This is a genomic window from Glutamicibacter sp. NPDC087583 (genome assembly GCF_044743685.1).
In the GTDB taxonomy this organism is placed as follows: domain Bacteria; phylum Actinomycetota; class Actinomycetes; order Actinomycetales; family Micrococcaceae; genus Glutamicibacter.
The window spans coordinates 76,815-89,223 of sequence record NZ_JBIUWY010000005.1; the positions used below are offsets into that span (position 1 = coordinate 76,815).

Sequence of the window (12,409 nt, forward strand, 5' to 3'; positions counted from 1 at the left end):
GCTAGTTTGTTGTCCAGGACACTTCGACAGCGCAGCGGCAACCCGCTACGCCATCGGCGCCCAGGGAGGGATCGCCGGGCCACTGGGCACCGTTCGAAAATGGCTCGCCCGCGGGCACTGTCTCGCCGTTCATGCGGACATGCTCTGAGCGCGGGTTGCTGCTCGTGACCCGCCATGTCTTCGTGGCGGTGGAGCCGCCCACCTGCTCGGCGGTTTCTTTTGTGGCGAACGCGGCCAGGGTGGTTAGCAGAGTCGCCGCTGTAGCTTTGCCTCGCTCGCCCTGAGCATCCTTGAACACTCGTTCCGGGGTGCGTAGCGGCTGGCCGTCTTCGTCCTCGCCGGGATCATCCAGAGCCTCCTGGAGGGCCTCCTGTGTGGCAGAGTTGATCCAGACAGCGCGGGCTGCTGCAACTGCGGCCAGGAAGGCCTCGGTCTGTTCGGAGCTGTATGCGCCTGGGTCAGCGTCGATGCCGACCAGCAGGTCGGTTGCTACCTGTTCGGTCACCTTCAGCGAGGCGGCTAGCAGGTCGGCTGCTAGCTCGCGGTCCCAGCGTTCGCTGTCCCACCATTCGGCGTCAGCCTTGGCGTTGAGCTTGGCCAGCACGCTTGCCTGCTGGCGCTTGAAGAAGCGGTCCAGGGTGGAGGCGACCAGTTGCTCTGAAGCCTTGGATACCTTGCCGGTAGCTTGCACCGTCTCGGCCTCGTCGGCTGCTGCCTTGGTGGCGATGGCTGCCTGGGCCTTGGCCGGTGCCGGTGCGTCGGTCTGACCCGCAACCAGGAGGTTGAGCGGAACAGCCAAAACGTCGCCGCCTTCGACGGGTTGCAGGTTCTCCATTGCGCGAACTTCATTCACGGTTCGGTAAGGTCGGCCCGTTGCCTGGAAGTAGATGCTCGCCTGCTCTACCGGGTCATCACGGAGGCGCTCCTTGACGTTGAACTCTGCGAACAGAGCCTTGTCTGGATCCAAACGCGGGATCAAGAACTGTGTGAACCGCTCTTCCATCACGCGCAGGATCGGCCCCAGCGACTCGCCGTACAGCGATTTGCGGAAGTCCTTCAGATTCGCGTAACTCAGCCCCTGGGTGCTGCCCAGGTGTGCCGGATTGATACCGAATACGCGGCAGACAAGCTCAAGGGCCAACTGGTTGGATTCCAGCCATTGCGCCTCTTTCGCATTGAACTGGACTGACTCGATCTTCATGCCATCTTCAAGAATCGGCATTCCGCCAACCTTGCCGCCGCCGGAGCGGTAGGCGGCCATGGCTTCCTTGAAGCGGGAGAACTTTGTTTCGTCCCAAGGGGCATCCTTGTTGGCCGGCCGCGAAACATAGTTTTGAATCTGGCCGCCGTTTTTCCAGGTATGCAGCCGGAATTCCTGGGCGGCGATTTGCTCAGCCAGGACGGCGCGCAGCGTGTCCACCGGGGAGAGCCCGCGCGCGTCGTGGTCTGCGGTGAAGCCGGCGAAGTGCAGCAGGTGACGCTGCTCGATTTCGGATGTCCCATAACGGATCACAAGATCCTCATCGATCTCAGCACCGCGAACGATGGAGACACCGGAAGGAGTCAGCGGTCGGAGCTGGAAACCGCCGGCCGGCAGAGGTCGGATCAGTTGCCATGCATCGCTGTTGAGCACGAAATCGGCAGTCAGGTTGCGCACCCATTCCGTGCCCGTCTGGGCAGGGTTCGGAGATGCCAGCGTCTTTGCCGTTACGCTGTCGCGACTCTTGCGACGGGTGCCATCGGGCATGGTCTCCCAGATAGTGAGGCCGGTTAGCGCAACCTGGTTGGCGATGAAGTCCACGGCGGCGCGGACGTTCGACTGCGAGGCGTAGATGGTTTCTGGATCTGCAGCTCCCATCTTGAAGATGAAACGGTTGATTTCGGAGCTGGTGAACCGCGGCGCAGAGGTGACCGCGCTCTTGCGGAAGATGCTTAGGATTCCCATTAGGCGAGGAAGCCTCCTTCAAGGTCATAGAAACTTGGCCCAGCCGCGGCGGGTGCGCGGTTGGCTTCGGTCAGCAGAGCCCAGTGAGCATGCGACCCAGCAACGAGCGGCGCGATGTCCTCTGGGCTGGCCTTGAGGTCCCAAAGCCAAGCGGCCCCAGCGGTTCGTAGCTGCGCGGTCATGGCTGCCAGCGTGAGTGCCGGCTGTCCCAAGTGGGCCAGACGCCCGTCACGGACGGCATCAAAAAACAGCCCAGTCGCGGCGGGCAGGTCGGAGCCGCCCACGGTGATCACTGGAAGGCCCGCCTTTTCGATGTACTCGATCAGTCCGGATGCCTGGCTGCCAGTTCGTTGGAGCACGACCGCAGCCGCGCCGAAACACTCGAACTCTTGGAGGGTCGGGACCACCCACTCGGAGCCAGCCCGAGCGTGGATCAACTCCACGTGAGGGGTCCCCTCTAGATTCCAACCGGCAACTGTCAGGTAGGTTGTGAGGCGGTTCGCGCTCGTCTCGATGCCCAAGTAGAACGGGCGTTCGGGGTCCAACTCCGAGGTTGGATCCTCCAGGCCTTCAAAGATGCCCGGAGCCCAAGGACCGGAGACGGTAGCAACTACCCACTGGCATAGGTGCTCAGTCTTGAAGCCGCCAACGTCTGGGGATTTGCTGGCATCCTCAAGCACGGCAATGTCCAGGGTGTAGCCCAGACTCGGGTTGGCCTGTGCCCATGCTTGGTGGTCCAAGATGTCGGCATCTTCATGGGCGGACCATTCGAAAATTGCGCGGCGTGTAGTCGGATCATCGATCGCGGCAATGGCCGTATCGCGTTCTTCCCGGAGAACCAGGCTCTTGGCCGTGCCGGCGTTCGAGACGCCGTAGGCCTGGCCGTTTCGGCGGGCCGTGGTTGTGGCCTTGGCGGCGGCCCAGGCGTCGCGTTGCTCCTGGGTGCGGAGCTCGTCGAAAAACAAGAGGTCCACGGTCCAGCCGCGGGTGGCATCCGGCTCGGAGCTTTCCGCGCGCCATTCAGCGCCGTTGAGCAGCGGCAAACAGAGTTCGCCGTTAGCCGTGCGGGGTTTCCCGTCAAGCTGTGCAGCCAGGGCGGGGGTGCCCTTGACCGTTGCAACGGCCTCGGTCCAGGGCTTCTTGGCACCGGCCAGTTTGTGGGCGACGCCGAGAATAAGCTCGCACGATTCATCGGCGTAGAGCCGGTAGAGGCTCATCACCTTCATGACGGCCGATTTGCCGTTCTGCCTAGCAATGAGAAGTAGGACAGACCGGAAGCGCAGTTGCCCGCGTCGGTCGTACTCCAAAGCCCGGATTAGGAATTCTTCCTGCCAGGGCACGAGATGCCAGCCCATGACCTGCTCAGCAAACGCGATTGCCGCAAAGCCCATGGAGGTTTCGGGGGTGAGAGGCCGGAGTGGCTTGGTGCTGATTCGAGGATTGCGAATGCCCTTGATCGGGGAGAGGGTGGCGTCATAGCGCATTGCCATGGCGCGTCACCTCTATTTCTTTTTGGCTCGGGCCTTTCCTTCGGCTTGCAGCGATGCCAGGGCGGCCGCTGCGGGGTCAACCTTGGCGGCCGGGGCGGTGCGGGAATCTGGGGTGCAACCCAGCGCCTTGAGCGCGGCCAGCAAGTGCGGGCCCAGGTGCAGCGCCTTGGTGAGGTCTGCGGGATCGCCGGTAAGCCGAGCGGAATCGATGCCGTCGGCGTAGGTCAGGGCCAGCTCCTTGGCCGCAGCGTCAGCGGTTGTTAGCCCCTGGGCGCCACGCAGTGCGGTAAGAACTGCAGTTCGCAGCTTGCCGGCGGGCTTTCTTGGGGTTGCCATCAGGCGGACCTATTTCTGAACAGGAATTGCATTTTTGAGAAGTTCTTCATGCGTGTATTGGCGCTGGGCGAATCGATCGCAGAAGCGAAGGTGACCCAGAATTTCCATCGCGTTTCGGCGAAGGTAGAAGCCAGGGGTGATAATCCGGGGGCAGGTTTGGGTTAGCCACCCTCGGAGGCAGTCGACCGAACCGACGATGAGGCAGTCTTTTTGGCGAAGGCCGGAATCCTTCCTGACTCGCCGAGCCTCTTCAGCATTACGGGCAAGGATCAGGGTCGGTTCGAACGCCTCGGAGGTACCTTTGGAGGCAGGCTGCGCAGGAGCCTTGTTCATGCTCCACCGCCGGCCGGGAACAGGTCGCAGAGCTCCATCGCTTTAGTAGCGCCTGGAGAGTTCCTGAAAGCTGCTGTGACGATGCGAGGCTGACCACCCGTGGAGCGACCGCGCAGGTCGGAAAGCCTATAGATGAAAATGCAATTTTCCTGGAGCAATCCAGCTTTTCGGGCTGCTCGTTCAGCATCGTGCAAATCGGCTGCAAAGATAAGAGTTTTCACGGTTTTACCCCTGTTTTTCATATGTATTCGTGTATGTAAATCGGCCGCTTGCCAATGATGACGCGGAAAATGTCGATAGGGGGGGTGCAAGCCGGGGAGAGAGGCCCACTACCCGGGAGATCAAAGCCGCGGCAAAACTTCCGCAACATTTCAACCCCCTTACCCTGAGGGGCGTGCGAACCAATCTCTCGAAGTTGTTCCCAAGAGATTCGCTGCCTTCTTGTTTCCGCGTGCTCGGTTGCAACCGCGGTGGCTGGCTCGCAAGTTCGCGGGGTCATCGCCGTACTCCACATGCGTGGAGACAGGGTAAAAGTGGTCAGGCTCCCACACGGCGTCATCGTAAATATCCTCGATGCTGTAATCGATCGGGCGACCGCAAAGCCAGCAGGGCGCTTGTTCGGCTTCGCACTTGGCTTTGAAGCCAGGGCGAACAACTTCTTTCCAACGCCTGGTGGATCGTCCGGCTGACTTGGCCCCCATACCCATACCCTTACCATCGGCGTGTTGTGCGAAGTTCTTCATCAGTGGTCAGGGTGTAATTAGCGTATGAGTGAAGAAATCATCCTTGTACTAATTAGCTCTGCCGTCATTCCGGCTTTAGCTTGGTTTTTCCGTGACCCTTGGGAAAATCGGATCGAACGTATCGAGCGGCTACAAAAACTCGAAGATGGAGCGAAGCAAAATCCACAAGCTTGGGCACTGGCTCAAGCCGAGTTTGATTACGAACGCGAACGACGAAAAATGGAATTCAAAGGGGCAAAGCTCACCGTCTATGTTCTCGCCGGTGTCGTTATAGCTGTACTAATTGGATCAATCTCAATATTGTTGTTCGGGCTCGAAACTCCACTCAGCTTGTTGGCCGTAGTTGGAATAGGTGTCAGCTTCGGGTTGGCTCTGGGAATTCGAGACTATGCAAGAAGTGGACCAGCGGTGACGGATCAGCACATCGCTGATGCTCAGGCTGCTGCTGCTGCCGGAACGCCAGCCGATCCAGCAGCAGCACCGGTAAATCAGGAAGGGTAGAACTAGCCCCAACTAAAACCCAGCGAATCCACTGGGGAAAACGAATAAAGATACTCGCCGGCGTCGTAATCGATGCCGGTTAGTTCGTAGTAGGCGCCGTCAGCCCGTGTCAGCCGCGGCACCTGCCCAGACCCAGGCTCAAGCTCGCTCGGCATCGCCGTACCGTCCAGCGGCCCGCCAGCGAAGCGTGCCGGTGCACCCTGGGGGAGAATCCCAAAAGCTTTGGCCGTATCTACGGTGCTGCCCTCGCGGTGCATTGAAGATCTGATCCAGTCATCGGTGGCCTGGGTGATCCCGGCCGCGTGCATCTGGGCCAGCACCTCGGCGCGGGCCTGGGGGAGCAAGGTGTGAATGCTTGGCGGGAGCGTTGGTTCGGTGGCGGCCATCGCCATCATGCGCATGGGCGCCGGTGTCTCGGGAGCCACTGGCTCAGGTGGCTGCAGCGTCAAAGTCTTAGTGAAAGGAATCAGCTCGGTCATGATGCCCCCTAAGCTAGCTGTATGGATGATTCTAAATATCTCTTGGAAGTGCTTCCGCTCGCGTTGGTGCTTAGCTTGGCCGGCTTGCGGAATCCCGACGCCCCGCCCGGGCAATCGCCGGAATCCAGCCAGCGCATGCAGTTCGCTGCGCGCATCGCTCGGCGGATCGAAGCCGCAGAATCGCGGGAGACTGCTACAGCTTGGCTTGCCACGGCCAATGAGGAGCTAGGCGGTGAGCTGCCAATCAAGGCAATTCGGGAGGGTCGGTTTGACGACGTGGAGGCAGCAGCTGAGCGTTTTGTCAGTGGTTGGGCTGGCTAGCGGCCGCCAGGTTCAGGCGGCGTGCTGGTGGGCGCGGGGTTTCCCGCTTGTCTGGGCCGCACAGAAACACGGGCGTAGCCTCTTAATGTAGCCGTGGAGCTGAGGGAAATAAGAGGTGAAGGCGGTGAAGAAGCCATCTCCTGGAGGTAATGCAGCCTCTGGAATAAAGGGAATGCCTGCGCGCAGTTTCGGATCCCGTGCATGCAGCGGGGTGGCCATGGCGTGCAACAGCTCCTCAAGCGAGGTGATTTGTGCCCTGTATGCTTGCTCCTCCGACTGCGTTACCACTCGGCTAGCATCGTTCGCGTAGAGGCTGCCGCGGTAGACCGCATAACCGAAGGCACGCAGCGAGCGTTGCAGCTGCTTGGCCAGCAGCGGCCGGCTTGTGTGGTCACGCTTCAAGCCTTCCAGGAGGCCTGAGGCAGCCATGGCGGCATCTACCCGGGCTAGCGCCTGGGCTTCCAGGACTTTCGAGTAATCAGCCATGGGGTGCTCCTCAGGAAAGCTTGTAATCGGCCAGGGTGGCAATTCGTTCAGGGCGGAAGCCAGACCATGCTGGGATGGACGGGCTGGTCGGTTCGACCACCGGGGCTTGCATGTGACCCTGGCGGCGCAGGCGCTCCGCGTCCTGGAGGTGCTCGGCGAGATCGCGGACCTCGTGGGGGATGCCCAGAGCCTCGAATCGGCGGACTGTCGCACCACATGGGCCGCAATGCTTGCGCGTGAAGACGACAGCCACGGGAGCGGGGTCTGCGAAGGTAGATTGAACGGTCACTGAAGAGCCCCCTATATAAGGTGTGAAGATTGAAGCGCGCCGGCCGGGGAGCTCTTGAACCGCGACCAGTCAGATTGGCGGCGGGGCTGCAACCCAGGCGGCGCGCGAGATAGTCCCTGCTCGCACTCCGGTTATTCCATGCAGGGCGCCTCGGTCCATCGGGCGAATTATCTGCTTAGCTACTGAGCGGGCAACTCGACTCCGCCTGCGTGGCGGTAGCCAGCCGTGGAGGCCATAGAAGAATGCCGGCATCAAGTGCTTGGGGCGGTGTGTGTGAGTGGGCAGGGAAGTTTTCGGGCATGCAAAAAGCCCCCACCCAAGGATCAGGAGTGGAGGCCCATGCAGCAGATTGGAAGAGAATTCTAGGAACATGAAATGGCTGGTTTGACCCAGTTATCCCCAGTGATTCCAGTTTAACAGCTTTTCTGAAAACGTACAACCAAATGGTTGCAGGTTGTTGTTTACGAGTTCTTGCCGCAGGAAGTGCAGCTCTTGCCTTGTTGGAGGCGAGCCACAACGCGTCCACTTGCATCTTTCATGACGCTGTACTTGACGCGGTGGATGGTTTCCTTGTCGCAAACGTCGCAAACGAGGCGCTCGTTGTCGAATTCAATTTGAGTGTTAGCCATGGGCTAATTCTATTCGTCCGACTGAAGGGTCGGCCACAAGTCGCCGTGCTCGTCGGGCGTGTTAGGTGAAGGCGGCATGCGGAAGTACTTCCGCCCAGCTTCCTCTAGGCTCTCGATTTCTCCACGCTCAGCCATGGCTCGCACTGTGCGTTGGTCCTTCCTGATGAGCCGCCCCAGGCTAGCCGCTGTTCTCCAGCCTCGTTCCTCCGGCGCGAGTGGCTCCTCCGGCTTCTTTGTCTCGCTCCAGCGGGGGGATTCTCCTCGCTCCTCGATCCGCTGCCATCGTCTCAGGGCAGCGGCCGCGGTGATCCCCAGGGCGCGGCCGATCATTGCCCATGAGAAATCGGCGTCCTTGGCCTTGCCGATCAATTCATCAACCTGGTTCGTGGCTGCCTGCTGGACCGCGTTCGTCGCACGCAGGAGTGTAAGCGGGTTTGAATCAACTGGTGCGGGTGACGCCTGGTCCATCTGGTCGGGTTGGTCCTGTGGGTGGGGCAGATGTTTCTCAATCTGGATTTTTAGAGCGGAGGCAGTCTCCTCCGGTGTCCAGCCGGCAAGTGTGGCAATCTCGGCCAGCTGCGAAACCAGCTTTTGCGCTTCTTCTTCCAATGGGGTCGTCATGCGTCCATTGTATGTGCGAGGTGCCGCCGCGGTAATGATTGTATGCAGGGGGTGGCAACAGGGCAACGGGCCCGGCAACGGGCGTCAACAAGGGCTGTTGCCATGCAAATCGAGGGTTGACTAGGTGTTTTGTAGCAATGGCAACGCGGCAACAGGATTTGGGGAAAAGCTCTTTTTCTATAGGGGTAACTAACTATTTTTTCAGAGAGTTTTTAGAGAAAAAGCTGTTGCCTTGTTGCCAATGGCATAAAAAGCCTAGTCAGACGGCGTTTACGATGGCAACAGGGTCTCAAAAAGGCTGTTGCCGGGCTGTTGCCGCTGTTGCCGGTTGTGTATTGATGTTTAGTCTGAGTTGTATTCATTCATATACTTCTGTATAGTCATAGTCAGCAGAGAGAAGCAGCGCAACCAAAGGATCAGCAATGGATATTCAGGCATGGGAGACGCAATACCGGGCGATCTATGGCGAACTCCTCAAGACCAAGATCGACTACCCACAGGACGCGCTGATCTCGATCATGGGCAACCACAACTGGGCCGGAGAGAAGATGCCTCTCAGGGATTTCGACCGCATCACCGAGCGTCTGGTGGAGCTGGACCGCCGCGGCGTCGATCTCTACTTCAGGGTCAGCCCACTGGAAAACAAGTGGTACCACCCCAAGAGCCGCGGCGCTGCAGCCGACGGCCTTGGGCTACCCGCGCTCTACGCCGACATCGACACCAGGGACGGCGTGCATAAGCCCGCTACTGGTGAGCAGGCGGGGCTGGACCATCCAACCCGGGCAGAGGCCGTGAAAGTGCTCAAGAGCATGATTCTCCCGCCCTCCCTGCTGATCAGCTCTGGCGGTGGCCTCCACGCCTACTGGACCCTCAAGGAGCGCCTCAAGATCCGGAAGAACGACGCCGGCAAGCTGGATCTGACTAGCTACCCGGCGGAAGTCCTGGCCAGGTGGGCGGCCTACGTGCGTACCAGCTTCAATGAGCACGGATTCTGCGTGGACTATTCGGTGAGCGGCGACACCGCCCGTGTGTTGCGCGTGGCAGGGACTACCAATCACAAGGACCCGGGCAATAGGAAGCCGGTCGAGATCCTTTCAGTAGATCCAACCTCGGACCGGTCGCAGGGATTCTGGGGGAGTATGCTCCCGCAGCTGCCGAAGATCGAGCGTAAGGCCAGGTTGGCAGGAGCGACCAGCGGGGCTGCGTCGGAGCGCAGGGCAGCGACCAAGAAGCAGTGGGATTGGGCGGAGCGCGTCCCGGTCAGCTTCATCATGGAGGAGCTCTGGGGCATGAGCGAGATCAAGCCCGATGGGTGGGTTCTCCCCCAGGGCGATGGCCGCATCACTAGCAAGGCGCCGCACGGCTACACATTCACCGCTGAATCCGGCGTGCAGTTCGTGACGGCCTTCGGGCAGCGCCTGATGGATGCCTGGGGAACCGCGGTACCGGGATCCCCGGCGCTGAGCTCATACGATCTGATGCTTCAGCTCGTGGGTGATGACCGGGAGGTCGCCAATCTGATCATCAAGACCTACTCGGAGCCGTCCGATGACCTGGTTGATGCATTGGTCGGCGTTCAAGCCTCGTTGGCTGAACAAGCCGAATAGAAAGACTTCCTCACCGTGGAGAGACCTTTCGAAAGGTCTGCGCATGTCCAAAGGTGTGGGTCGAAAAGAATAACCGGTTCGCTGTCAGCAGGCAGCGTGCATAGAACCCGTAGAAGAGAAAGTGGGACCCGCCCTGGCAGGGGCGGATCCCGGTAACCCGTAGTAAGGATCACAATGAGCATTTTACCAGCAGCCGGCGATGGCCACACCGTAAACGGCGTCTACGTCGACATTCCTGATTTTGAGGACCGCGAGGATTTCCCTGAGAACGTCGATTACGACGACGCGCGGCACGCGGAAGTTATCGAAATTCCTCTTGCGGTTGAGTTGGCCGCCACCGGCACCGATGGCGCAGAGCGGGCCATGCGGGAGACCGCCTCGCTGATGGCTAAGCTGGAGGGCATGGATGATGGCTCGATCCAGCCGGACACCCCCGCACCGCGTAAGCCCCGGATTACAGCCGCCGCCAAGGCCTCGCCCGTGCTAGCCATCGCACCGGAGCCAGTCGAGCACCCGGAGCCGATCGGCAATCTCTGGGGTACAGTTCCGGATTCTTCGGTCATCCCGCAGGCGGCAGCATCGCCTCTCAATGACATTGGCCTGGGGGAGAGGTTGAGCATCTACTATGACGGCCGCTTGGCCTGGGTGGTTTCCAATGGTTCCGGCCACTGGAAGCACTTCAACGGGAAGTTCTGGGAAGAAGATGCCGAGGGTGTCAATGTCCGCCATGCCGTCCGTGTGGTTATCCGAACCATCGCTGAGGAGGAAGTGAACTTTTCCTCCCAGCTCTCCCCGTCGGTGAAGCGGGCAGAGAAAGCGCTGCAGACGGTCACTGCACTTGGCAATGAGGACCTCCTGCCGGCAGCCCGTGAAGCAGTGCAGAGAGCCAAAGACAAGGCTGAAATGGCAACCGAGAAGTTCGCTGACACCTGCTCGAATGGCAGGTCACATATCGACGCCGCGCTGGACGCCGCCAAAAACTTGATGACCATCAACGCTGACCGATTCGACCGCGATTACGACCAGATCAACACGCCTGATGGCTTGCTTAACCTGCGCACGCTGGCGGTAGAGCCGCACCGCCCGGAACAATATGTCACCCGCATTACCGCGGTTGGGTTCAAGCCGGGTGCCACCCACCAGGATTTGGAATCGGTGCTGGAACATCTGGATAACAACATCCCCGAATTCAGGGAATTCTTGCGCAGCTTCTTTGGCTTGGGTCTGACCGGCTACACGGTCCGAACCTTCATGGCGATTTGCGGCGCGGCGGGGGTTGGGAAGTCCACCGTCTTTGAGGCATTCATGCGGGCGCTGGGTGATATCAATGGTTCCGGCTATGGCAAGAAATTGTCCAAGGATGCAATCAACACCCGTGTTGGCGATGGGGCATCGGCCAGCCCGGCGCTGCACGACCTGCAAGGCGCAAGGTTCGTTTTTGCAGATGAGGCCGACAGGATTTCTGGCGATGCGTCCACGCTGAAGATCCTTTCCTCCGGCGGCACCATCCCCACCCGCACGCTTTATGGAAAACCAGTTTCCTGGAAGAGTCAGGCAACAATTGTGATCGCGTCGAATAACCCGGTGAGCCTGCCGGATAATGACGCCGGCATTGCGGACCGCCTGGTGGCCGCCACGCTGACCGTGCCGGTGCCAAAGGGCAAGCGCGATGGAACCCTGGATGACCGGCTGAAGACCGAACGCCCCCAACTTGAAGCGATCTTCGCATTTGGAGTTGAGGGAGCCCATGCCTGGCTTAAGAGGGGTGGGCAGCGCAAGGATCTGGGGATCACCCGGGAGATGGAGCTCGCCACGGCCGCATTCTTGAAAGATTCGGACCCCCTGGAACCATTCTTTGAGGCCCAGGTTGAGGAAGAGGAGGAGGATTCCCCGGCCGCGGGCAGGATGATGCTCTCGGTGGGGCAGTGGCATGAACTTTACTCTGCTTGGGCCAGCAGCCATCGGATCGCCTTCCCGATCAAGCACGAGGAGCTTGGGCAGCGCCTCAAGGAGCGCGGGCTGACCACCACCGGGGCTCGCATGAGCAAGGCTGGTGGATTCACTCAGACCAAGAAGCAGCGCCTAGTTGAGGGGATCTACCCCAACCAGCGGCAGCTTTGGATGCTAGCCGGGAACCCGCTTTCGGGGATCAACACGGTCAGCAGCTAGCAAGAAAAACAGGTGGCTGGAGCTCTTCGGGGCTCTGGCCGCCCGCTTTTTTTTTGCATCCACATACTCAGTTCAGAAGCGGCGTGCGTGCGGACCGGAGGCAGCATCTCTGCATGTTCGCTAATTGCAGAATGGCAATGTTTGTATTCAAACACTTACAAAAGGTGCTACGCTTATATCAACAAACAAAGGGGGACGCCATGAGCACTAAGGCACCAACCAAGCTGGAAGAGTTCCAGGCAAAGCTTGAAGAAGTCCACGCGGTAAGTGCTATCGAATTTGGTGAAGTGTTTTACGGCTGGGGCCAGGCGAACACCGCGATGATGATCCAGCAGGGGCGTTTTCCACTGCCAACCTGGCAGAACGCACCACGCGGAAAGCATTACGTTTCGACCCAGTCGGTCCGCGAGCACTTCGCGAAGACCGGCATCAGCCTCTAGCATCCCGCGCTAGCGGCAGA

14 protein-coding genes are annotated in these 12,409 nt (G+C 60.1%); 5 read left to right on the forward strand and 9 right to left on the reverse strand.

The window, feature by feature from the left end; genetic code table 11:
- Nucleotide 1: 1 nt before the first annotated feature.
- From ACIOU9_RS13525 to ACIOU9_RS13540, 4 genes are read right to left on the reverse strand one after another with little or no spacing between them, the layout of a single operon-like run.
- The gene (locus ACIOU9_RS13525) at nucleotides 2–1,945 is read right to left on the reverse strand and encodes a phage portal protein (RefSeq protein ID WP_402697228.1); all 1,944 of its coding nucleotides are present in this window, start codon (nucleotides 1,943–1,945) and stop codon (nucleotides 2–4) included.
- Nucleotides 1,945–3,435, reverse strand: coding sequence for a terminase large subunit domain-containing protein (locus ACIOU9_RS13530; protein WP_402697229.1), 1,491 nt, complete (start codon nucleotides 3,433–3,435; stop codon nucleotides 1,945–1,947). Before ACIOU9_RS13530 ends, ACIOU9_RS13525 begins: the two co-directional genes overlap by 1 nt.
- 12 nt (nucleotides 3,436–3,447) lie before the next feature.
- Nucleotides 3,448–3,771 (reverse strand): hypothetical protein, encoded by a 324-nt coding sequence (locus tag ACIOU9_RS13535; protein ID WP_402697231.1) that lies wholly within the window; start codon nucleotides 3,769–3,771, stop codon nucleotides 3,448–3,450.
- Nucleotides 3,772–3,780: 9 nt separating this feature from the next.
- Nucleotides 3,781–4,104, reverse strand: coding sequence for a hypothetical protein (locus tag ACIOU9_RS13540; protein ID WP_402697233.1), 324 nt, complete (start codon nucleotides 4,102–4,104; stop codon nucleotides 3,781–3,783).
- A gap of 767 nt (nucleotides 4,105–4,871) precedes the next feature.
- Between ACIOU9_RS13540 and ACIOU9_RS13545 the strand changes: the two genes are divergently transcribed.
- On the forward strand, nucleotides 4,872–5,348 hold the full coding sequence (locus tag ACIOU9_RS13545; protein WP_402697234.1) for a hypothetical protein: 477 nt from the start codon (nucleotides 4,872–4,874) through the stop codon (nucleotides 5,346–5,348).
- A 2-nt stretch (nucleotides 5,349–5,350) separates the two neighbouring features.
- Here ACIOU9_RS13545 and ACIOU9_RS13550 read toward each other — a convergent pair whose 3' ends face one another.
- Entirely contained in the window at nucleotides 5,351–5,827 is a 477-nt protein-coding gene (locus ACIOU9_RS13550; RefSeq protein WP_402697236.1) for a hypothetical protein, read from the reverse strand.
- 21 nt (nucleotides 5,828–5,848) lie between these two features.
- On the opposite strand from ACIOU9_RS13550, the gene ACIOU9_RS13555 reads away from it, so the two are divergent.
- Nucleotides 5,849–6,148: a hypothetical protein gene (locus ACIOU9_RS13555; protein WP_402697238.1), complete on the forward strand. Its 300-nt coding sequence runs from the start codon at nucleotides 5,849–5,851 to the stop codon at nucleotides 6,146–6,148.
- A 12-nt stretch (nucleotides 6,149–6,160) separates the two neighbouring features.
- On the opposite strand, the gene ACIOU9_RS13560 is transcribed toward ACIOU9_RS13555, so the two are convergent.
- The 4 genes from ACIOU9_RS13560 to ACIOU9_RS13575 all read right to left on the reverse strand — a co-directional run bounded on the left by ACIOU9_RS13560 (nucleotide 6,161) and on the right by ACIOU9_RS13575 (nucleotide 8,173).
- Entirely contained in the window at nucleotides 6,161–6,634 is a 474-nt protein-coding gene (locus tag ACIOU9_RS13560; RefSeq protein ID WP_402697239.1) for a hypothetical protein, read from the reverse strand.
- A gap of 10 nt (nucleotides 6,635–6,644) precedes the next feature.
- Complete coding sequence (locus ACIOU9_RS13565; protein ID WP_402697241.1) at nucleotides 6,645–6,923, reverse strand: glutaredoxin domain-containing protein; 279 nt, start codon at nucleotides 6,921–6,923, stop codon at nucleotides 6,645–6,647.
- Between the two features lie 461 nt (nucleotides 6,924–7,384).
- Nucleotides 7,385–7,552 (reverse strand): hypothetical protein, encoded by a 168-nt coding sequence (locus tag ACIOU9_RS13570; protein WP_402697242.1) that lies wholly within the window; start codon nucleotides 7,550–7,552, stop codon nucleotides 7,385–7,387.
- Nucleotides 7,553–7,561: 9 nt separating this feature from the next.
- Nucleotides 7,562–8,173, reverse strand: a complete 612-nt coding sequence (locus ACIOU9_RS13575) for a hypothetical protein (protein ID WP_402697244.1) — start codon at nucleotides 8,171–8,173, stop codon at nucleotides 7,562–7,564.
- A gap of 422 nt (nucleotides 8,174–8,595) precedes the next feature.
- Here ACIOU9_RS13575 and ACIOU9_RS13580 point away from each other — a divergent pair, with 422 nt between their 5' ends.
- From ACIOU9_RS13580 to ACIOU9_RS13590, 3 genes are all read left to right on the forward strand, one after another.
- Nucleotides 8,596–9,780 (forward strand): hypothetical protein, encoded by a 1,185-nt coding sequence (locus tag ACIOU9_RS13580; protein WP_402697246.1) that lies wholly within the window; start codon nucleotides 8,596–8,598, stop codon nucleotides 9,778–9,780.
- A gap of 174 nt (nucleotides 9,781–9,954) precedes the next feature.
- Nucleotides 9,955–11,949, forward strand: a complete 1,995-nt coding sequence (locus ACIOU9_RS13585; RefSeq protein ID WP_402697247.1) for a DUF5906 domain-containing protein — start codon at nucleotides 9,955–9,957, stop codon at nucleotides 11,947–11,949.
- Between the two features lie 200 nt (nucleotides 11,950–12,149).
- Nucleotides 12,150–12,389 (forward strand): hypothetical protein, encoded by a 240-nt coding sequence (locus tag ACIOU9_RS13590; protein ID WP_402697248.1) that lies wholly within the window; start codon nucleotides 12,150–12,152, stop codon nucleotides 12,387–12,389.
- Nucleotides 12,390–12,409: the final 20 nt, after the last annotated feature.

Bases quoted from the DNA above. Each gene is read 5' to 3' on its own strand.
- ACIOU9_RS13525 (WP_402697228.1), bottom strand. From the start codon at position 1,945: ATGGGAATCCTAAGCATCTTCCGCAAGAGCGCGGTCACCTCTGCGCCG.
- ACIOU9_RS13530 (WP_402697229.1), bottom strand. From the start codon at position 3,435: ATGGCAATGCGCTATGACGCCACCCTCTCCCCGATCAAGGGCATTCGC.
- ACIOU9_RS13535 (WP_402697231.1), bottom strand. From the start codon at position 3,771: ATGGCAACCCCAAGAAAGCCCGCCGGCAAGCTGCGAACTGCAGTTCTT.
- ACIOU9_RS13540 (WP_402697233.1), bottom strand. From the start codon at position 4,104: ATGAACAAGGCTCCTGCGCAGCCTGCCTCCAAAGGTACCTCCGAGGCG.
- ACIOU9_RS13545 (WP_402697234.1), top strand. From the start codon at position 4,872: ATGAGTGAAGAAATCATCCTTGTACTAATTAGCTCTGCCGTCATTCCG.
- ACIOU9_RS13550 (WP_402697236.1), bottom strand. From the start codon at position 5,827: ATGACCGAGCTGATTCCTTTCACTAAGACTTTGACGCTGCAGCCACCT.
- ACIOU9_RS13555 (WP_402697238.1), top strand. From the start codon at position 5,849: ATGGATGATTCTAAATATCTCTTGGAAGTGCTTCCGCTCGCGTTGGTG.
- ACIOU9_RS13560 (WP_402697239.1), bottom strand. From the start codon at position 6,634: ATGGCTGATTACTCGAAAGTCCTGGAAGCCCAGGCGCTAGCCCGGGTA.
- ACIOU9_RS13570 (WP_402697242.1), bottom strand. From the start codon at position 7,552: ATGGCTAACACTCAAATTGAATTCGACAACGAGCGCCTCGTTTGCGAC.
- ACIOU9_RS13575 (WP_402697244.1), bottom strand. From the start codon at position 8,173: ATGACGACCCCATTGGAAGAAGAAGCGCAAAAGCTGGTTTCGCAGCTG.
- ACIOU9_RS13580 (WP_402697246.1), top strand. From the start codon at position 8,596: ATGGATATTCAGGCATGGGAGACGCAATACCGGGCGATCTATGGCGAA.
- ACIOU9_RS13585 (WP_402697247.1), top strand. From the start codon at position 9,955: ATGAGCATTTTACCAGCAGCCGGCGATGGCCACACCGTAAACGGCGTC.
- ACIOU9_RS13590 (WP_402697248.1), top strand. From the start codon at position 12,150: ATGAGCACTAAGGCACCAACCAAGCTGGAAGAGTTCCAGGCAAAGCTT.